At 67.5% G+C, this 19,201-nt stretch carries 15 protein-coding genes; 4 read left to right on the top strand and 11 right to left on the bottom strand.

The features are described 5' to 3' along the window. Positions 1-158: 158 nt before the first annotated feature. The 9 genes from rpmG to EV666_RS08005 all read right to left on the bottom strand — a co-directional run bounded on the left by rpmG (position 159) and on the right by EV666_RS08005 (position 12,662). Positions 159-326 (bottom strand): 50S ribosomal protein L33, encoded by a 168-nt coding sequence (gene rpmG / locus EV666_RS08045; RefSeq protein ID WP_132005784.1) that lies wholly within the window; start codon positions 324-326, stop codon positions 159-161. Positions 327-552: 226 nt separating this feature from the next. Continuing rightward, positions 553-1,755 carry an MFS transporter gene (locus EV666_RS08040; protein WP_245514292.1) on the bottom strand — a complete coding sequence of 401 codons (1,203 nt, stop codon included), beginning with the start codon at positions 1,753-1,755 and terminating at the stop codon, positions 553-555. Further along, a complete protein-coding gene (locus EV666_RS08035) occupies positions 1,752-2,507 on the bottom strand; it encodes an NUDIX hydrolase (protein WP_132005781.1) in 756 nt (251 codons plus the stop codon). The genes EV666_RS08040 and EV666_RS08035 overlap by 4 nt, the downstream gene beginning before the upstream one ends. A 73-nt stretch (positions 2,508-2,580) precedes the next feature. Next, positions 2,581-3,036, bottom strand: a complete 456-nt coding sequence (locus EV666_RS08030; protein WP_132005778.1) for a DUF983 domain-containing protein — start codon at positions 3,034-3,036, stop codon at positions 2,581-2,583. Between the two features lie 242 nt (positions 3,037-3,278). Further along, positions 3,279-5,636: a ribonuclease R gene (gene rnr / locus EV666_RS08025; RefSeq protein WP_245514301.1), complete on the bottom strand. Its 2,358-nt coding sequence runs from the start codon at positions 5,634-5,636 to the stop codon at positions 3,279-3,281. Between the two features lie 360 nt (positions 5,637-5,996). Then, positions 5,997-6,569 carry a hypothetical protein gene (locus EV666_RS08020; RefSeq protein WP_132005775.1) on the bottom strand — a complete coding sequence of 191 codons (573 nt, stop codon included), beginning with the start codon at positions 6,567-6,569 and terminating at the stop codon, positions 5,997-5,999. A 61-nt stretch (positions 6,570-6,630) separates the two neighbouring features. Then, positions 6,631-7,617, bottom strand: a complete 987-nt coding sequence (locus EV666_RS08015; RefSeq protein WP_165909932.1) for an aliphatic sulfonate ABC transporter substrate-binding protein — start codon at positions 7,615-7,617, stop codon at positions 6,631-6,633. Positions 7,618-7,867: 250 nt separating this feature from the next. Next, complete coding sequence (topA, locus tag EV666_RS08010; protein ID WP_132005769.1) at positions 7,868-10,654, bottom strand: type I DNA topoisomerase; 2,787 nt, start codon at positions 10,652-10,654, stop codon at positions 7,868-7,870. A gap of 286 nt (positions 10,655-10,940) precedes the next feature. Further along, the gene (locus EV666_RS08005) at positions 10,941-12,662 is read right to left on the bottom strand and encodes an acyl-CoA dehydrogenase family protein (RefSeq protein WP_132005766.1); all 1,722 of its coding nucleotides are present in this window, start codon (positions 12,660-12,662) and stop codon (positions 10,941-10,943) included. Between the two features lie 414 nt (positions 12,663-13,076). Here EV666_RS08005 and EV666_RS08000 point away from each other — a divergent pair, with 414 nt between their 5' ends. From EV666_RS08000 to dprA, 4 genes are all read left to right on the top strand, one after another. Continuing rightward, positions 13,077-14,027 (top strand): aspartate carbamoyltransferase catalytic subunit, encoded by a 951-nt coding sequence (locus tag EV666_RS08000; RefSeq protein ID WP_132005763.1) that lies wholly within the window; start codon positions 13,077-13,079, stop codon positions 14,025-14,027. An 82-nt stretch (positions 14,028-14,109) separates the two neighbouring features. Beyond that, on the top strand, positions 14,110-15,396 hold the full coding sequence (gene pyrC, locus EV666_RS07995) for a dihydroorotase (RefSeq protein WP_132005999.1): 1,287 nt from the start codon (positions 14,110-14,112) through the stop codon (positions 15,394-15,396). 102 nt (positions 15,397-15,498) lie between these two features. Continuing rightward, a complete protein-coding gene (plsY, locus tag EV666_RS07990; protein ID WP_132005760.1) occupies positions 15,499-16,122 on the top strand; it encodes a glycerol-3-phosphate 1-O-acyltransferase PlsY in 624 nt (207 codons plus the stop codon). A 39-nt stretch (positions 16,123-16,161) separates the two neighbouring features. Continuing rightward, the gene (gene dprA / locus EV666_RS07985; RefSeq protein ID WP_132005757.1) at positions 16,162-17,472 is read left to right on the top strand and encodes a DNA-processing protein DprA; all 1,311 of its coding nucleotides are present in this window, start codon (positions 16,162-16,164) and stop codon (positions 17,470-17,472) included. A gap of 348 nt (positions 17,473-17,820) precedes the next feature. Here dprA and EV666_RS07980 read toward each other — a convergent pair whose 3' ends face one another. After that, positions 17,821-18,036: a hypothetical protein gene (locus tag EV666_RS07980; protein ID WP_132005754.1), complete on the bottom strand. Its 216-nt coding sequence runs from the start codon at positions 18,034-18,036 to the stop codon at positions 17,821-17,823. A 104-nt stretch (positions 18,037-18,140) separates the two neighbouring features. Beyond that, a complete protein-coding gene (gene ruvX / locus EV666_RS07975; RefSeq protein WP_132005751.1) occupies positions 18,141-18,653 on the bottom strand; it encodes a Holliday junction resolvase RuvX in 513 nt (170 codons plus the stop codon). Positions 18,654-19,201 lie beyond the last annotated feature (548 nt).

Below are 19,201 nucleotides of genomic sequence, written 5' to 3'. Positions count from 1 at the left end.
TTGGGGCGGGATGTTTCGGGGAAGGCGTGGGCGAAACACTTTGGCGGGTTGCGGAAACACAATCGCCCCGGCGCACAAAAAAACCGCCCATGGCGGGCGGTTTGTCGGCGACGCGGGAGCGTCGCGGTGGACGTCCGCAGGGGACGCTCGGAGCCGGATCACTTGATCTTGGCTTCCTTGAACTCGACGTGCTTGCGGGCAACCGGGTCGTACTTCTTGATCGCGAACTTGTCCGTCATGGTGCGGGTGTTCTTCTTGGTGACGTAGAAGTAACCGGTGTCGGCGGTGGAGACGAGCTTGATCTTGATCGTGACGGCCTTGGCCATGGTCGAACCTCATCCGGCGGGCTCGATCCCGCGCGCGGCAATATAAAAAGGCCGGCGAAGCCCGGCCAGGAAGATGTGTGGGACATGCCGCATCGGCCGTTGCAAGTCAAGACCCGTTGCGTCGCTCCTGAAACGCCGAAGGTCCAGAATTTGCGTGGAACACGCCAAATTCCTGTCATAACGGGCGTTTTTTCCGGATGATCCCGTGAAATCCGCCCCTCTCCAATCAGCCGCCGCGGCGCAGGGCGAGCCGGCCGATGGCGAAGACGGCGTAAAGCCCGAACAGTCCGGCAATCGCCACCGCGAATCCATGGGGAACGATGCGGTCAAAGCCGAAACCCACCAGCGGCGGCCCCAGCATCATGCCGAGATTGTACAGCACGATGAACGCGGCGTTGGCGCTGGCCAGGTCGGCGCGGTCGGTGAACCGCGCGCCCAGATGCGCCAGGCCAACCGTGTAAAGACCGCCGCCAACGCCGCCCCAGGCCAGCAGCAGGATTTCCAGCCCCCACGGAACCCGCGTCGCCAGCGGCATGCAGGCGGAGGCGACGAGGCCGAACAGGCCGATCAGCAGCAGCAGCCGGCGCCGGTCCATGCGGTCGGAAATCAGGCCGATGGGAATCTGCAACAGCATGCCGCCCAGCGCGACGAAGCTGACCAGGAACGCCGCCTGCTGTTCAGTATAGCCAAGGCGCAGTCCATACAGGGGCAGCAGGCTGAAGCCGCCGGTTTCCACCGCGCCGAAGACGAAAGCGGCGAAGGTGGCGAGGGGCGCCGCCAGAATGAAGAAGCCCACGGAGTGGCTGGAGCTGTGGTCAAGCTCCGGCGTGACGTCGCGGGCGTGCAGCAATGGCGCGAGCCCCAGCGCCATCAGCGCCGCGCCGGTGAGATAGGGGGCCCAGTCGGCGGTTCCGACCAGGCTCAGAATGAATGGCCCGGCGGCGAAGCCGAGGGAGAGAAACGTGGCGTAAACGCCCATCACCAGGCCGCGCCTTGAGGCGGGCGCGGCGGCGTTGATCCAGTATTCCGACAAGACAAACAGGGCGCCGAGCGCCGCGCTGTAAAAGAACCGCAGCACGAACCAGGCTGGCAGCCAGGGCAGGGCGCGGAAGGCCAGCAAGGTCACGGCGGTGACGCCAATGGCGAGGGCGATCATCGCCCGCACGCCCAGCGCCGCGGCCAGGCGCGGCACGAACGGCATCACCAGGATGCTGGCGAAACCGGCCATGGCGGTGTTGAGGCCGATCATGCCGCCGGAGGCGCCCATGCGCTCCATCTCCAGCGACAGCAGCGGGATCGACAGGCTGAGGCCGACGCCGATCAGTGAAACCAGCAGGATGGCGCTGGCGAGGGCGCGCAGATTGAGTGGCTCCGATGGCGCCTCGTCCGCGTCCGGCTTTGCGGGAATTGCTCCTGAAGCGTCTGTCACAGTTCCTCGCGCTGAAATCCGCCCCGCTTCGGATTGTAGAAGGGAACGGGCAGTTCATGGTGAAAGCCAAGGACCGTGCGCTGCTCCAGTTCTTTCAGCACCACCGTGGTGATGGACGGCAGATCGAGCTGGCGCGCTTCTTCAATCTCCACCCAGACAAGTTCCGTCAGTTCGGTGTCGGCGGAGACGACGCCGTCGATGCGCTCGGCGATCTGGCTGGCGTCGACCGCGAAGAACCGGGTGTCGAAGCGTTTGGGACGGCCTGGCGGCGTGATGGCGCGGGCGATGAAGCGCAGCGGCTCCAGGTCCGGCGTCACCCCGTGGCCGGCAAACTCGCTCCATGGCCCCTGGGGCGTGCGTTTTGCCGGCGCGTCAAGCTTGCGACCGAGAAGCAGGCCGGTTTCCTCGAAGGTCTCGCGGATGGCGGCCAGCGCCAGGGCGCGGCCGCGCGAGGCCGCCGGCCGCACGGTGCGGGTCAGCAGCTTTTCGCCGACGACCGGGTGAAGATCGTTCACCGGCGTCATGAAGCGGTCGTTGGTCTCGATGCGGCCGCCGGGGAAGACGAATTTCCCGGGCATGAAACGGTGGCCCTGGTGGCGACGGCCCATCAGCACCTTCGGATGCGCGCCCGTGCGGTCGAGGATGATGAGGGTGGCGGCGTTGCGCGGCCGGATCGTCGGGAACACCGGTTCGTTACGCTCGCTCTCCACCAGCATCTCCTCGTCGGTCATGGTCGTGGCTGCAGCCGTCATGGCGTCTCTCCCTTGTCGCGCGGCCGTTCGTTCCAGGCCTGGCGCCCGGCGCGGCCGCTTTCCGTATTCTGGTTCAGCTGTGGCGGGGGGCCGGGCGCGGCGGCCCGCCGTCCGCCAGATGGGCGCTGTCGTCCCCTTCGCCGAAGCCGTGCATGCGATGCGCCCATTGCAGGCCAATGACCGCGCCCTTCACCGGCTGCATCAGCCAGAGGCCGAGGATGATGGTCAGGGCCGGCCACAGGCTCATGTGCGCCCACACCGGCCATTCCATATATGTCTCGGCCAGCAGAATGCCCGTGCCGACGACGTGGGCGACGATGGTGATGACCAGATAGGGCGGCAGGTCATCGGCGCGATGGTGGCTCAACTCTTCGCCACAGGCGGCGCAGGCCGGGCTTACCTTCAGGAAGCGGCCGAAAATCCGGCCTTCGCCACAGGCCGGACACCGCCCCGCCCAGCCGCGGCGCATGGCCGGAACCAGCTCGCGCGGCGGTTCGCCTGCGTAAGGGGATTGCAATTCAAGGCCCATGGTCACTCCCGCCGGCTTTGCGCGTACGCTGTCCGGACTGTTGTAGTCCCCGTTGCGGCACGGGGAAAGCCTGGCTGGGGGAAGGCAGGGCTGCGCCGATGGCAGGCGCCAGGGCAAGGCGCCAGGGGAAGGCGCCCTGCGACGCTCCCACAAGCTCCCTGTTCCTCGCCCCCGGGAGCCGACGCCTCCAACCCCGGATGAAAGCCGCACGCCGGCGCCCGGAGCGCTGAGTCGCGGGACGCTCAGCGGCTCCTTTCGGGCAGGCTGCAGTCGAGCCTGGCCTGCTTTGCCTTTTTCTGTTCGGCGAGGCGGCCTTTCAGCCCTTTGGGGGCCTTGCCGCCGGATTTGCCCCTGCCGTCCTTCTTCGCGCCGATCTTGCGGCCGGCGAGGCGCGAACGGCCACCGCCGGCCCGGCCCATCAACTCGAAGCGCAGGGCGCCGGCGATGGGCGCGGCCTCGGCCAAGCGCACCTCAACCTGATCGCCGAGGCGCAGGGTGTCGCCGGTGCGGGAGCCGACCAGGGCGTGCAGCGATTCATCGTGCCGGTAGAACTCGTCGCCGATGGTGGCGGCGGGCACGAAGCCGTCGGCGCCGGTGTCGGCCAGGCGCACGAACAGGCCGGCGCGGGTGACGCCGGAAATCTGGCCCTGGAAGGTCGCGCCGATGGCGTCGGCCAGGTGGTGGGCGATCAGCCGGTCGATGGTTTCGCGCTCGGCCGCCATGGCGCGGCGCTCGGCCACCGAGATCTGCGCGGCGATTTCGTTGAGCTGCGAGCGGGTGGTGGCGGCCGGCAGGCCGTCATGGCCCAGCTTGCCGACGGTGATCAGCGCCCGGTGGACGATGAGGTCGGCGTAGCGGCGGATCGGCGAGGTGAAATGGGCGTAGCGGCGCAGGTTGAGGCCGAAATGGCCGCAATTGTCGGCGGAATATTCCGCCTGGGCCTGGGAGCGCAGCACCACTTCGTTGATGAAGGTCTTGTGCCGCGTGCCCTCAACCTGGGCGAGGATGCGGTTGAACAGCTCCGGCCGCACGTTGCCGGTTTTGGGCAGCTTGATGCCGATGGAGGCCATGACTTCGCCAAGGCCACGCATCTTCTCCAGCGAGGGCTCGTCATGGATGCGGTAAAGCAGGGGCGAGCCAGCGCGCTCCAGGGTCTCCGCCGCGCAGACGTTGGCGAGGATCATGAATTCCTCGATCAGCCGGTGGGCGTCGAGGCGCGGCGGGATAATCACCCGGTCGAGCATGCCGTCGGCGTCGAGCAGCAGCTTGCGCTCGGGCAAATCCAGCGCCAGCGGCGAGCGCTTGTCGCGCGCCTCGGCCAGCGCCGCATAGGCCGCCCACAGCGGTTTCAGCACCGGCTCCAGCAGCGGGCCAGTGATGTCGTCGGGCAGGCCGTCGATGGCTGCCTGCGCCTGCTGGTAGGCCAGTTTCGCCGCCGAGCGCATCATCACCCGGTGCACCGAATGGCGCAGCTTGCGGCCGTGGGCGTCGATGACAATGCGCATGGCCAGCGACGGCCGGTCCTCGTGCGGGCGCAGCGAGCACAGATCGTTGGAGATGCGCTCCGGCAGCATCGGCACGACCCGGTCGGGGAAATAGACCGAATTGCCGCGTTCGCGCGCCGTGCGGTCCAGTTCGCCGCCAGGGCGCACGTAAGCCGCCACGTCGGCGATGGCGACGCTGAGCACGAAGCCGCCGGGATTGTTGGGGTCCTCATCCACGGCGGCGTGCACGGCGTCGTCGTGGTCCTTGGCGTCCGCCGGGTCGATGGTGATGAGCGGCAGCTCCCGCCAGTCCTCGCGGCCGCTCATGCCCAGCGGACGGGCCGCTTCCGCCTCGGCCAGCGCCGCGGCGGAGAAAACATGCGGAATGCCATGGGCGTAGATGGCCAGAAGGCTGACCGCCTTCTCCGACGACAGCGAGCCGAGGCGTTCGCGCACCCGGGCGTGCGGCCGGGCGAAGCGGCCGATCTTCGACACGCTGACCGACACCAGGTCGCCGTCTTTCGCCTCGCCGGCGTCGCCGGGGCGGATTTCCAGCGGCTCCCTGCCGAGGCTCTTCTTGTCGACCGGCTCGATCCAGCCGCCGCCTTCCGGCAGGGCGCGGAACACGCCCAGCGTCTGCGGATTGGCGCGGCCGATGATCTTGATGGGACGGCCGGTGTAAGCCGGGCCGCCATCCGGCTCCGGCAGCCTTGAAACACGCAGCAGGGCGCGGTCGCCGACGCCGGGCGTGGGCTGATGACCTTTGGCGGGGCGGCGCGGCAGATTGATGATGATCTGCGGCGGTTCGTCGTCGCTGTTCCACTCGGCCGGGCGGGCGATGAGTTCGCCGTCGTCATCGCGGCCGGTAATGTCGGCCAGCACCACCGGCGGCAGGCCGGCTGCGTCATGCAGGGCGCCGTGGCGACGGTTGATGAGACCGTCCTCCTCCAGCTCCTTCAGCAGCCGTTTCAGCCAGATGCGCTGGTCGCCGCTGATGCCGAAGGCCCGGACGATGTCGCGCTTGGCCACCTTGCCGGGGGCCGAATTGATGAAGGCGACGATGGCCTCGCGCGTCGGCAGTCCCGCCGGCGCATCGCCGTCCGCGGGTTCCGTCAGGCTGTCGGGCAGCGCCGCAGCCTCCGCGAGGCGCTGCGCGGCTTCCTTGCGGGCGGCGCGAGAGCGGGTGGCGCGCGGCGCGGCGCGGGAAGAGGACGGGCGTTTGGAGCCGGGACGGGTCAAGACTTTTCCGGAGCTGGAGCATTTCGAGGAAAGTGGGCCCACTTTTCCTGAAGAAAATGCATCAATACAAAAAGCTGGCGGCGCGCCATGATCATCTGGCGGCCTCAAGGCGCAGTTCCACTGTGGCGCATGCTTCAGCCCGACAACAGGGCGGAAGGCGCGTCCGGGCGGCGCAAGCCCCTGTTTGCCATGAACCTGCGGCAAAAGCGAGACAATCGACGGGCGGCTCCAGGGGGCTCAGGCGGCGTCAGCTGGCCATTCGCCAGGGCGCCCGGCGTGATGAACCGTCACCCGCGCCTCGGCGAGCCGGCGAAACAGCCGCTTGCGGCGCAGGATCGGGGTCCAGTCGTAAAGGAACATTTCGGCGGGGCGCCACAACACCACCCAGCCAATGATCACCAGGCTTTCACTGATCACCCGCGCGAACGGGTTGTCGTAGTTCTGCGCCACCGCCCAGCTCAGGAACATGAACAGGCTGAGCATGACGAAGCCGACGGACAGCGCGATCCGCCCGTCGCGGAACAGGGTTTTCATTTCCCGCGCTTCCCCCGCCTCACGGCTGCGAAACCAGCCTTTGATCGCCTGCTGGAGATCGGCGTCGCGATGCCTGTCAGGGTCGGCGGACTGCAGATGTACGATGATGCGGATCGGCTGGTTATTCGGCAGATCCTGCGCCCAGTCGAGAATATACTGCTCGGCGTCGGGCGCGAGATCGCGTTCACGGAAAGGAAAAGGATCGAGCGTGTTGAACAGCTGCGCGCTGTCTGTCAGCCGCAGGGCGATCGCGCCCGTGTCGCCGGTGTCTTCCATTGCGCTCCCCAACGCCCCGGACCGGCGGACGTTGATCGCGCCAATGCCGCGCGCCGGCGCCTCACGACTGGAATGAAACGTCGAGCAGGGGCGCGACGTCAATCTTTCTTTCGAATACCCCGAAGGCGGTCGCCTGGTCGGCTGCCTGCTGCAATTCGGCGATGAGCGCATCGTCGATCCGGGTGTTGCTGGCGCGGTTGACGTTGAAAGCCCGCAGCAGCACCTCCTCCGGCATGCCGGTCAGGCGGGAATTGTAGGCTGCATAGGTGGGGATATTGCCGTTGATCCAGTCGATGCCCCTGCGCACCCGGTCACGGAACGCGGCCAGCTGCGCGCGCTTGCTCGCGATGGCCGCCTGGGACGCCACCAGCAGCATGATCGACGGCGTCAGCCCCTGGCCGTCGCGCAGCACGCGGGCGCCGGCGCGCAGCACCACCTGGGAGATGAACGGGTCCCAGATCGCCCAGGCGTCGATGCGGCCGCCGCTGAAGGCGGGCAGGGCCTCCGGCGGGGCCATGAAGCGGATATGGACTTCCCCTGGATCGACGCCGGCCTCCTTCAGCGCCGCCTTGATCAGGAATTCGCCCCAGCCGCCACGGGTGCCGGCGACGGTCTTGCCGCGCAGATCGGCGACGCTGCGAATGCTGGAGCTGTCGCGCACGACGATGGCCTGGCCAGCCGCAGCATTGCGCACGGCGGCGATGGCGCGGATGGGCGCGCCGTTGCCGAAGACGGTGAGCACCGAGAAATCGCCGGTGTAGCCCACATCCAGCGCGCCGGCGTTGATGGATTCCAGAATCGGCGCGGCGCTCTGGAATTCGCTCCAGCGCAGGTCGAAGGGCAGGCCGCCGCCGTTGCCGGACGCCTCGATCAACGAGCGCAGGCCGCCTTTCTGGTTGCCGATGTTGAGCTGGGCGCTGGCTGCCGCCTGCGCCGGTCCGCTCCGGGCGGCGAGGCCGGCGCCGAGGGCCAGCGCGCCGGGGACCAGGCGCAGGAAGGCGCGACGGTCGGTGACGACAGGAGAACGGGGCGGGGAAAAATCAGACAAGGGAACCTCCGGGCAAAGCAGGCTTCCCCAGTGGGCACACGGCCCGTTCTCTGGTCAATTGCATGAAATCAAAAGAAAAAATGATTTTATACGCCACCGGCCCGGTGGGCGGTCGTCGTCGCCGGGGCGCGGTTGGCCGATCAAATTTTCTCCACCCGCCCTGGGGACAACGCAAGGGGGCTGAGGAGCGATCCAGACACATCAGGTCCGGCGCATGAGGCCATGCGCCGGCGCCCAGCATGTCGTTACGTCATGCGTCCCAGGGCGGCGTATCATCGCCGGCGTCATCAACCGGGGGCGCAGCTTTCTTGGCGGCGGTTTTCCTGGTCGTGGTTTTCGCCGTCGCGGTTTTTGTCGTCGTCTTGCTGGCGGCGGTCTTTCGGGCGGCGGGTTTCTTCACGGGCGCGCCGTCGTCGCCTTCGGTATCCGCGGCGGCCTTTTTTGCGGTCTTCGCCGCCGGTTTGGCCGCGGCCTTCTTCGTGGTTTTGGCGGCGGTTTTCCGCGCCGGTTTCTTGCCGCCGCCGGCCTCGCGCTTCTTCTTCAGCAGCTCCACCGCTTCCTCGAACGTCACCGCTTCCTGGGTCATGGTCCGGGGCAGGGTGGCGTTGGTGGTTCCGTCGGTGACATAGGGGCCGTAACGGCCGGCCTTGACGACGATTGCCTTGCTGCTTTCCGGATCAGTTCCCAGTTCACGGCCCGGATCGGCCGCGCCGCCGCGCCGGCCGCCGCCCTGCTCCTTGGCGATGATCAGGTCGATGGCGCGGTTGCCGCCTATCTCCAGCACGTCATCGTCGCGGCCGATATTGGCGTAGACCTTGCCGTGCTGGACATAGGGACCGAAGCGGCCGATGCCGGCGAGGATGGGCTCGCCGGTTTCAGGATGCTTCGCCACCTCGCGCGGCAGCGACAGCAGCGCCAGGGCCTTTTCCAGGTCGACCGAGCCGGGGCTGGTTCCCTTGGGCAGGCTCTGGCGTTTCGGCTTCTCGCCTTCGCCAAGCTGGGCGTAGGCGCCGAAGCGGCCGTCGCGGACGGTCACTTCAAGGCCGGTGGCCGGATCGGTTCCGAGGCTGCGCACGCCGGGGCGGCCCTCGTCGCCGCCAGCCTCCTGGTCCGCGCCCTGGGCCAGCTGACGCGTGTAACGGCATTCCGGGTAATTGGAACAGCCGATGAACGAGCCGAAGCGGCCGAGCTTCAGCGACAGCTGGCCGGTTCCGCACGAGGGGCAGACGCGTGGATCGACGCCGTCCTCCCGTTTCGGAAAGATGTGGGGTCCCAGATATTCGTTGAGGGCGTCGATCACCTCGGTGGTGCGCAGCCCCTTGGCGCCGTCGATGGCGACGATGAAATCACGCCAGAAATCGTTGAGCACCGCCTTCCAGTCGATCTCATGATTGGAGACGCGGTCGAGCTGCTCCTCCAGATCGGCGGTGAAATCGTATTCCACATAGCGGCGGAAGAAGTTTTCGAGGAAGGCGACGACGATGCGGCCGCGATCGTCCGGCGCCAGACGCTTCTTCTCGATGCGCACATAGTCGCGGTCCTTCAGCACCTGCAGCACCGAGGCGTAGGTGGAAGGGCGGCCAATGCCAAGTTCTTCCATGCGCTTGACGAGGCTGGCCTCGGAATAGCGCGGCGGCGGCTCGGTGAAGTGCTGGCTGGCGTCAATGCTGCGCTTCTTCAGCGCTTCGCCCTGGCTCATCGGCGGCAGACGACGGTTGTCCTCCTCATCGTCGCCGTCGTCACGGCCTTCCTGATACAGTTTCAGGAAGCCATCGAACTTCACCACCTGGCCAGTGGCGCGCAACTCAAGGTTCCGGCCGCCGGCCCTGGCGCCGATATCAACCGTGGTGCGCTCCAGCAGCGCCGACTCCATCTGGCTGGCGATGGTGCGGGTCCAGATCAGCTCGTAGAGGCGGGCCTGCTCGGCGTCGACATGACGGGCGACTTCGGACGGCTTGCGGCTGAGATCGGTGGGGCGGATGGCTTCGTGCGCTTCCTGGGCGTTCTTGGCCTTGGCCGAATATTTGCGCGGAGCGGACGGCACGTAGGCATCGCCATACATCTGGCCGATGACCTTGCGGGTCTGGGCGATAGCCTCCGGGGCCATGTCGACGCCATCGGTTCGCATATAGGTGATGAGGCCGACAGTCTCGCCGCCGATTTCCACGCCTTCATACAGCTTCTGGGCGGCGCGCATGGTGGCGGCCGGGGCGAGGCCGAGCTTGCGCGAGGCTTCCTGCTGCAGGGTGGAGGTGGTGAACGGCGGCCATGGATGGCGCTTCGCCGGCTTCGCCTCCACCGAGGCGACGGTGAACTGCGCCTTGTCCAGATCGGCCCTGAACGCCTCCGCTTCCGCACCGGAGCCAATGTCGAGGCGGGTGATCTTCTTGCCGTCGGCGCCGACCAGACGGGCTTCGAACGGCGCGTCCTTCGCCGTCGACAGGTGGGCGACCAGCGACCAGTACTCGCGGCTGACGAAGGTTTCGATCTCGCGCTCACGGTCACAGACGAGGCGCAGGGCCACCGACTGGACGCGGCCGGCGGAACGGGCGCCGGGCAGCTTGCGCCACAGCACCGGCGACAGGTTGAAGCCAACCAGATAATCAAGGGCGCGGCGGGCCAGATAGGCGTCGACCAGCGCCTGATCGATGGCGCGCGGCGCCGCCATGGCCGCCTGGATGGAATCGCGGGTGATGGCGTTGAAGGTCACGCGCTCCACGTCCACGCCCTTCAGAACCTTTTTCTGGTTCAGGGCCTCCAGCACGTGCCAGGAGATGGCCTCGCCCTCGCGATCCGGGTCGGTGGCGAGAATGAGCTTGTCGGCGCCTTTCACCGCTCTGGCGATGTCCGACAGGCGTTTGGCGCCGCGGTCCTCCAGCTCCCACACCATGGCGAAGTCATGCTCCGGATCGACGGAGCCGTCTTTCGCCGGCAGGTCGCGGATATGGCCGAACGACGCCAGGACCTCATAGTCCTTGCCCAGATATTTGTTGATTGTCTTCGCTTTCGCCGGAGACTCGACGACGACGACTTTCATGGGCTGCCACTGTCCATTGCGGTGAGGGGGCCGGCGGACAACCCGCGAAGCGGGCCGGTTTACCGGCGTGAACGCGCCGGAACGGCGTTGGGCCATTCGTCGGCGCGGGCGGAATATGGGCGTCGCGCAGCCCACCGGCAATCAAGGATAACAGGCCAGGCGGCGGACATGGTTTCAGGGTCCGGATGAATGGGTCAAAGCCGGCGACCTGTCAAATCGCCGGACAAATCGCGCATCCGGCCGCGTTCGGGCCGGAGCGCGGGTTTGCGCCCCGCTGGCGTCGCCGTCAGATCAGCGGCAGGGCGCGCTCCAGCAGCCTGGGGGCGAGGTGGCCGACGTCATTGGCGCCATAGATGCGACGCGGCGTCGCCAGGCGCGTGCGCGCCCAGGCTTCGGCGACAGCGGCCGGGGCGGAGCGGCGCAAGGCGGCGGCGGTCGCAAGGCCGGCCAGGCGATCGGCGGCGAAACGGGCCCGCCATTCCGGGTTGTCGCCGCGCAGGGCGTCGCCCAGATCCTTCGCCGCTTCCGCCACGCCCGGCATGCCCCCGGCTTCCTCCGCCAGCTGGCCGGCCACGGCGACCATCTCATCGGCCTCGCGGCTGGCGGCGCGCAACACGTCGAGGGCCATGATATTGCCGGGGCCCTCCCAGATGGCGTTCAGGGGCGCTTCGCGGTAGAGCCGCGCCATCGGGCCTTCCTCCACGTAGCCGTTGCCGCCCAGGCACTCCAGCGCCTCATAGATGAAGCCAGGCGCTGTCTTGCAGACAAAAAACTTGGCGGCCGGCGTCACCACCCGGGCGAACGCCGCCTCGGCCGGATCGGAGCCGGCGGCGTCAAAGCTGGCGGCGAGGCGCAGGGTGAGGGCGGTGATCGCCTCCATTTCCAGCGCCAGATCGGCCAGCACGAGGGTCATGGCCGGCTGGTCCACCAGCTTTCTGCCGAAGGCCATGCGGTGGCGGGCGTGGTGAATGGCCTGGGCCAGGGCCATGCGCATCAGGCCGTTGGAGCCGCTGACGCAATCGAGCCGGGTGTACTGCACCATGCTGATGATGGTGCGCACGCCGCGCCCCTCGTCGCCCAGCCGCCAGCCGAAGGCGGCGACGAACTCCACCTCCGACGAGGCGTTGGAGCGATTGCCCAGCTTGTCCTTCAGCCGCTGGAAGCGCAGGCCGTTGACCGATCCGTCCGGACGGAAGCGGGGCACGAGGAAGCAGGTGAGGCCCCCGGGGGCCTGGGCGAGCACCAGGAAGGCGTCGCACATGGGCGCCGACATGAACCATTTGTGGCCGGTGATCTCGTATTCGTCGTCCTGAACCGGAGCGGCCGTGGTGGTGTTGGCGCGCACGTCGGCGCCGCCCTGTTTCTCGGTCATGCCCATGCCGAGATTGACGCTGCGCTTTTCCCAGAACGGCAGGAAACGCGGATCGTACTGGCGTGAGCGCACGAAGGGCAGCCACTGGCTCAGGCGTTCCGGCGCGACGGCGAGGCTGGCCAGCGAGGCGTGGGTCATGGTCAGCGGGCAGACATGACCGGCCTCGACGCCCGAAATGACGCTGAGCCGGGCCGAGCGGGCCACATGGCCGCGCCCCTGGAAACTGTTCGCGCCGGGGAGGTTTTTCCCGGGGCCCGTCTTGCCAGCGCCGTTCCTGGCGGGGGCCTGGGGGGCAGCGCTGCTTTCGCCCATCCGGTCCCAGGTGGACGCGTGCAGGCCGGCCTCCATGCTGGCGGCCATCAATGCGTGCCAGGCGGGGTGAAACTCCACCTGATCGGCGCGCTCGCCCCGGGCGTTATGGGTGCGCAGCTTTGGCGGATTTTCGTTGGCGAGGCGGCCAAGCTCAAAGCGCTCCGCCGCGCCCCAGGCCTCGCCGAAGGAGAGCAACCCTTCCTGCACGGGATCGACGCCGTTGGCGGTCAGGGCGTCAAGCAGCGGCTGGTCGAGCGTCACCAGGTTGACGTCGACAAAGGGTGGGGCCTGGTTGAAAACCCGGTGCGTATCATATGCCGACATGCGATGCCCCTTGCCCCCCTTCAGCCGGTTTCCAACGGCCCGTTATTCGCGTATTTTTTATAAAGCATAGTGTGGCGGAGGCCGGGCGCAACCCGAAGCGGGATTTAAAGACAGGAAGGGCGGCTGGCCTGGAGTCGTCAAAAACAGGGCCGGCGCTGGCGTCTTTTCAAAAACGGGCGGGTCCGAAATCCGTGCGGATGACGGGATGGCGGCCATTCCGGCGACGATCGCGCCGGCGCGCCTGTTGACGGCGCCTGGTCGCGGCGGAAATGATGCGCTGTCCCGGATGGGTTTCTTTCCCCAGCCGCCCATGGCCCGGAGCCGGCTTTTCCGCCGTATCCTGCCGTGTCGCCTGTCCGGTTTTTCCCGGTTTCTTGCGGATGATCCCGATTCCCCATATAGGCGGGCCCCAGCATGAGCGCGTCCCCATCCCTCCCGGCATTTCCGCACCGTCACCTGCTCGGCATCGAAGGGCTGACGGCGGCCGAACTGACCACGCTTCTCGACATGGCCGATGAGGCCGTGGCGGTGAGCCGCCAGGTCGAGAAAAAGCGCGCGACCCTGCGGGGCCGCACGCAGATCAACCTGTTCTTCGAGCCCTCGACCCGGACACAGTCGTCATTCGAGATCGCCGGCAAGCGTCTCGGGGCCGACGTGATGAACATGTCGGTGGCCTCCTCTTCGGTGAAGAAGGGCGAGACGCTGATCGACACGGCGATGACCCTCAACGCCATGCGGCCGGACATCATCGTCGTCCGCCACGCCCAGGCGGGGGCGGTGCAACTGCTCTCGCAGAAAGTGGCGTGCTCGGTGGTCAACGCCGGTGACGGCGCGCACGAGCACCCAACCCAGGCGCTGCTCGACGCCCTGACCATCCGCCGCAACAAGGGGCGGATCGAGGGGCTGATCGTGGCGGTGTGCGGGGATATCCTGCACTCGCGCGTCGCCCGCTCGAATATTCTCGCCCTGCAATGCCTTGGCGCCCGGGTGCGCTGCGTGGCGCCGACGACGCTGCTGCCGCCGGCGATCGAGCGCTTCGGCGTGGAGGCGCACACCGACATGAAGTCGGGCCTGAAGGACGCCGACATCATCATGATGCTGCGCCTGCAGCGCGAGCGGATGAGCGGCTCGTTCATTCCTTCCAGCAAGGAATATTTCCGTTACTGGGGCCTGGACGAGGAAAAGCTGGCCTTCGCCAGGCCCGACGCGCTGGTGATGCATCCGGGGCCGATGAATCGCGGCGTGGAGATTTCCAGCGAAGTCGCCGACGGCGGCCGTTCGCTGATCCGCGAACAGGTGGAGATGGGCGTCGCCGTGCGCATGGCGGTGCTCGAGGCGGTGGCGCAGCACCTGCCGGATTACTGACTGGCTGCATCGTAAACAGACCCGCGGCGACACGGTGGCCAGGAGCCCGCTGATGACCAATACGCTGACGACCAACCCGCTGATGAGCGTCCGGACGCTCGTCAACGCTGACCTGCTCGATCCGGCCACTGGCCGCCGGCAGCGCGGCGCGGTGCTGATCCGCGACGGCCTGATCGCCGACGTGGTTCGCGGCGCGGCGCCGGCGAGCCCGGAGGGGGCGGACGTCATCGACTGTCAGGGCGCTCTGGTGGCCCCGGGGGTCGTCGACATGCGCGCCTTCCTTGGCGAGCCGGGGGCCGAGTATCGCGAGACGCTGAAAACCGCCAGCCGCGCCGCCGCCGCCGGCGGCATAACCACCCTGGTGTCGACGCCGGAAACCAGCCCGCCGGTGGACAGCGCCGCGACGGTGGATTTCATCCGCCGCCGGGCGCGCGACAACGCCATCGTCCACGTCGCCCCCGCCGCGGCGCTGACGCGGGGTCTGGAGGGGCTGGAGCTGGCGGAATACGGCCTGTTGCTCGAAGCTGGCGCCGTCGCCTTCACCGACGGGATGCGCTCCATCGCCAATGCCCGCGTCATGCAGCGGGCCATGGCCTATGCGCGCAATTTCGATGCGCTGGTGATGCACCACACCGAGGACGCCGATCTCACCGGCGATGGCGTGGCCACGCCGGGCGAGCTGGCCAGCCGCATGGGGCTGACCGCCGCGCCGCGCGAGGCTGAAACCATCATGCTGGAGCGCGACCTGCGCCTGGTGCGGATGACCGGCGGGCGTTATCACGCGGCGATGATCACCCACGCCCAGTCGGTGGAGCTGATCCGCCAGGCCAAGGACGAAGGCCTGCCGGTGACCTGCGGCGTCTCGATCAATCATCTGGCGCTGAACGAGCATGACATCAGCGGCTACCGCACCTTCTTCAAGCTGCGGCCGCCGCTGCGCCCGGAGGAAGACCGGCTGGCGCTGCTGGAGGCGCTGGAGGACGGCGTCATCGACGTCATCGTGTCCGACCACAATCCCCAGGACGTGGAGGCCAAGCGCCTGCCGTTCGGCGAGGCGGCGGCGGGCGCCATCGGCCTGGAGACGCTGCTGCCGGTGGCGCTGCGACTGGCCAACGCCGGCTCCGTAAGCCTGGCCCGGGTTCTCGACGCCCTGACCACGCGGCCGGCGGGCCTGCTCGGCCTGCCATGCGGCCGGCTAGCGAAAGGCGCGGCGGCGGACCTCATCGTGGCTGACACGGACCGCGCCTGGATCTACGAGCGCGAGGCGATCCGCTCCCGCTCGAAGAACACGCCGTTCGAAGGCGGCCGCATGGAAGGCCGGGTGCTGCGCACCCTGGTCAGCGGCGTCGATGCGCACGTCGCGGACTGATCCGCCCCGGGTTACCCCCCAAGACGCACCTCAGGCGCACCTCAGACACACGCCACGTATTTGCAGCATGGCGCCGGTTGCGCCGAAGGCCGGGAGATCGGGATGAACGCATGGCTCGACGGCGCGCCGGTGGGCGCCCATGGCTGGCAACTGGCCGCGGCGGCGCTGGCGGTTGGCTATCTGCTCGGCTCAATTCCGTTCGGCATGATCTTCACCCGCCTGTTCGGGGCGGGCGATTTGCGCAAGATCGGCTCCGGCAACATTGGCGCGACCAATGTGCTGCGCACCGGCCGCAAGGGGCTGGCGGCGGCGACGCTGCTCTGCGATGCGCTGAAGGGCACGCTGGCGGTGCTGCTGGCGGCGCCGTTTGGCCTGCTGCCGGCGCTGGCGGCGGCGCTGGGCGCCTTTCTTGGCCATCTGTTTCCCGTCTGGCTGAAGTTTCGCGGCGGCAAGGGCGTCGCCACCTTCCTCGGTTGCCTGATCGGGCTGGAGCCGCTGGCGGCGCTGGCCTTCGCCGTGGTCTGGCTGGTTGTCGCCTTCACCACCCGTTACTCGTCGCTGGCGGCGCTGGTCGCGGCGGCGGCGGCGCCCATTGTGCTGTTCCTGCTTGGCGCGCCGGGGACTGCGTGGCTGTTTATTCTGCTTGCCTTATTGTTGTGGCAACGTCACCATGACAATATCCGCAGGTTGATGAGCGGCAGGGAGAGCCGGATTGGCAGTAAATAACGCCTGTCTCGACTTCAGAAATATTTCAGGGGCCGGCTGATGGGGTCGCCGCCGCGCCTGCTTGACGACCAGACGCGATTTGACTGGTTGCGGTTGCTGCGCACGGATGGCGTTGGACCCCGGACTTTCTTCAAGCTTTTCGCCCGATATGGCAGCGCTGGCGCGGCGCTGGAGGCGTTGCCGTCGCTGGGCGCCCGCCGCGGCCGGGCGGTGGCGCCGCTGTCCCGCGACCTGATCGCCCGGGAGCTGGACGCGGCGGAGCGGATGGGCGTGCGTTTTGTCGCCAGGGGGGAGGCCGGCTATCCGCCGGCCCTGCGGGTTATCGACAGCGCGCCGCCGATGCTGGCGATCCGGGGGCAGGCGGCGACGCTGGATTTGCCCTGCGTGGCCATCGTGGGGTCGCGCAATGCCTCCGCCAGCGGCATGCGTTTTGCTGAAACGCTGGCCGGCGAGATTGGCGGCGCCGGCTATGGCGTGGTTTCCGGGCTTGCCCGCGGCGTCGATGCGCGCGCCCACGGCGCCAGCCTGCTTACGGGCACGGTCGCCGTGCTGGCGGGCGGCCATGATCGCATCTATCCGCGCGAGCACGACAGGTTGCTGGACGCCATCCTCGAGCGCGGCGCGGTGGTCAGCGAAATGCCCATGGGATGGACGCCGCGCGGCCGGGATTTTCCCCGGAGAAACCGCATCGTATCCGGCATGTCCCTCGGCGTGGTCGTGGTTGAGGCGGCGCTGCGCTCTGGCTCCCTGATCACGGCGCGTTTCGCGGCGGAGCAGGGCCGGGAGGTATTCGCCGTCCCCGGTTCGCCCATGGATCCGCGCGCCGCCGGGACCAACAGGTTGTTGCGCGATGGAGCGACGATCTGTTGCGCCGCGGCGGATGTGCTTGATGTGCTGGCGCCGATGCGTGGCCACGAGCGCTTCGATATGGATCCCGGCCCCGGATTGCTTGAGGCGCCGCCGGACGTGGAGGAGGCGCTCTGGGATGAACTCGGGGCGGATTTCCTTGACGATGACGGGAGCGGGGAAACCATGCGGCCGGCCTCGGCGCCATTATCCTGGGCGTTCGAGGAGGAGGCGTCCGTGTTCGACAGGGCCGGTCAGGCCGCTGACGATGTGGGCGGGCCGGCGGTTATCCGCGAAGCTCCCGTTGGCGGCGAGCTGGACGCAGGCGATTCAGCCGTGACCGCCGTGGCGCGGTTACTCGGCCCATCGCCCCTGACCGTGGATGATCTGATCCGTCTTTCGGGGCTGAGCGCCGGGGATGTGAATGTGGCGCTTGTCGAGCTTGATCTGGCGGGCAGGCTGGAGCGCCATGGCGCCCAGGCTATTTCGTTGGCGGCGCGCTAATCGCTGGCCAGGGCGCCGGGAGCTGTTGCGTGGAAAATCGTCGCCATTTTCTGTGAAGGCATACGTCAGCGCGTGGTCTTTCGGTGTGGACAGATATCCCCATGAATATGCGCCGGGCCGGAGATTTTCGGCTGTTCCGGGCCAGGGAAGCGGCGTCGGCCGGAGGCTGATTCACGATCGTGGGTCTGACGCCATCACGTTTCGATGCGCCGTCATGGGGATTCTTTCCCGCGATCTTCCCGCAGGGGCTTATTGTTAGAGCTATCAATTTGGGGGGAACATCTGCTGCCGCCGTCCCGGAAGCTGGCCGCGTTCAGGGGGCAGCGAAAGGAGCCGCATTCCGTCGCGTCAGTCGCGAAAACCGTCCTGGGAGGATCGCGCCTGCTCCTGCGCTTCCATATTGGCCATTGTCAGGAAATAGGCCAGAAGATCCAGCTGCTTGTGTCTGGCGAGATGGTACAGCTCAAGGGTGATCTGCTCGATATACTGGGCGATATCCGTGGAAGATGGCTCCGGCACGGGTATGAGGGGATGCGCGCCGAAATCAGTGGGAGGCCGGTTCATGCTTCACCATGTCATCGTTATGGGTGACGGGACCCAGCTTGGACATGGCAGTTAGAAAATCACCGCCAAATCGTTATTGCAATCATTAGTTGCGGGTAGGTGTTTTAGTTGGCGCCGGGATCTGACGTCGCGCCAATCTGGGCCAGGCGATCAAGAGCGCCCTGCAAGATGTATGAAGCCGCCAGCTTGTCAACAACTTCTCCTCGTCTGGCGCGCGATGCGTCCGCATCTATCAGCATTCTCGTAACGGCGGCAGTACTGAGCCGTTCATCCCAGGTCGCCATCGGAATGTCTGTCAGTTTTGCAAGGTTTCGCATGAAAGCGGCGGTGGCCTGGGTGCGCGGGCCTTCGCTTCCATCCATGTTGAGGGGCCAGCCAAACACCAGACCGCCGACATTGAATTTGCTGACGACCTCGAGGATGCGCGCGGCGTCGGGCGTGAACTTCTTGCGCTGGATGGTTTCCAGCGAGGTTGCGACGGTGAGGTTAACGTCGGAGAGGGCAAGTCCAATGGTTTTCGTGCCGAGATCGAGCCCGAGCAGGCGCGCGCCCGGGGGCAGGGACAGGAACCGCCTCAGGCTTTCGGGCGCCGTCGGGTCCTGATGGGAATTCGTCATGGCCATGTCTCCTGATCTGACGGCGCCTGTCGGTCACTGTATCTGAGGCACGCGGGCGCGGCTGCCCGCTGTTCCTGGAAATCGCAGCCAGCATCTGGCGCGCCCGGGCGCAACTGTCCAGCAGCGCCGGCGGCCAGATCGCGCCGCCCGGGGGGATTTGTCCGCGTATGTCGGGCGCATTCCCCGGGCGTGGACCTGATGCGACCAGGTGCTACCTTGGGTTGTAACCTGGCAGTGATCCTGACGCGGCGCTGCTGGCGGTCAACGGAACAGTCTGTTCGCGCCGGCCCGCGCGGGGGTGATTTCGGGCGGCTCTTGCCGTAAACCTCCCTGAGGGCGCCATCCGGAAGTCGCGCGGCTGGTTGGGGGACAGGGAGAGGGCGCGGGTTACCCCGTCCGATCCGGTTCGATGTGCTCCCAGGCAAACGCGCCCGCTTCGCCGGAAGATCCGTCAGGCGCAAGGTCCATGTACACAAGCCGGATTTTGTCCGGTCTTGTCTGGTTCGACGCGTTTTCCCGACGCAAAGCGGCGGCCGCCGGCTGGAAAA

It is taken from the genome of Camelimonas lactis (assembly GCF_004342915.1).
GTDB lineage: Bacteria > Pseudomonadota > Alphaproteobacteria > Rhizobiales > Beijerinckiaceae > Camelimonas > Camelimonas lactis.
Note: the sequence above shows the minus strand (reverse complement) of the source record. Positions and strands in the feature narration are given on the sequence as shown.

What these genes read in the sequence shown, in the direction of transcription:
- EV666_RS07980 (WP_132005754.1), bottom strand. Translation starts at nt 18,036, where the DNA reads ATGAACCGGCCTCCCACTGATTTCGGCGCGCATCCCCTCATACCCGTG.
- ruvX (WP_132005751.1), bottom strand. Translation starts at nt 18,653, where the DNA reads ATGACGAATTCCCATCAGGACCCGACGGCGCCCGAAAGCCTGAGGCGG.
- plsY (WP_132005760.1), top strand. Translation starts at nt 15,499, where the DNA reads ATGAACGCATGGCTCGACGGCGCGCCGGTGGGCGCCCATGGCTGGCAA.
- EV666_RS08020 (WP_132005775.1), bottom strand. Translation starts at nt 6,569, where the DNA reads ATGGAAGACACCGGCGACACGGGCGCGATCGCCCTGCGGCTGACAGAC.
- EV666_RS08035 (WP_132005781.1), bottom strand. Translation starts at nt 2,507, where the DNA reads ATGACGGCTGCAGCCACGACCATGACCGACGAGGAGATGCTGGTGGAG.
- pyrC (WP_132005999.1), top strand. Translation starts at nt 14,110, where the DNA reads ATGAGCGTCCGGACGCTCGTCAACGCTGACCTGCTCGATCCGGCCACT.
- dprA (WP_132005757.1), top strand. Translation starts at nt 16,162, where the DNA reads ATGGGGTCGCCGCCGCGCCTGCTTGACGACCAGACGCGATTTGACTGG.
- rpmG (WP_132005784.1), bottom strand. Translation starts at nt 326, where the DNA reads ATGGCCAAGGCCGTCACGATCAAGATCAAGCTCGTCTCCACCGCCGAC.
- EV666_RS08005 (WP_132005766.1), bottom strand. Translation starts at nt 12,662, where the DNA reads ATGTCGGCATATGATACGCACCGGGTTTTCAACCAGGCCCCACCCTTT.
- EV666_RS08030 (WP_132005778.1), bottom strand. Translation starts at nt 3,036, where the DNA reads ATGGGCCTTGAATTGCAATCCCCTTACGCAGGCGAACCGCCGCGCGAG.
- EV666_RS08000 (WP_132005763.1), top strand. Translation starts at nt 13,077, where the DNA reads ATGAGCGCGTCCCCATCCCTCCCGGCATTTCCGCACCGTCACCTGCTC.
- topA (WP_132005769.1), bottom strand. Translation starts at nt 10,654, where the DNA reads ATGAAAGTCGTCGTCGTCGAGTCTCCGGCGAAAGCGAAGACAATCAAC.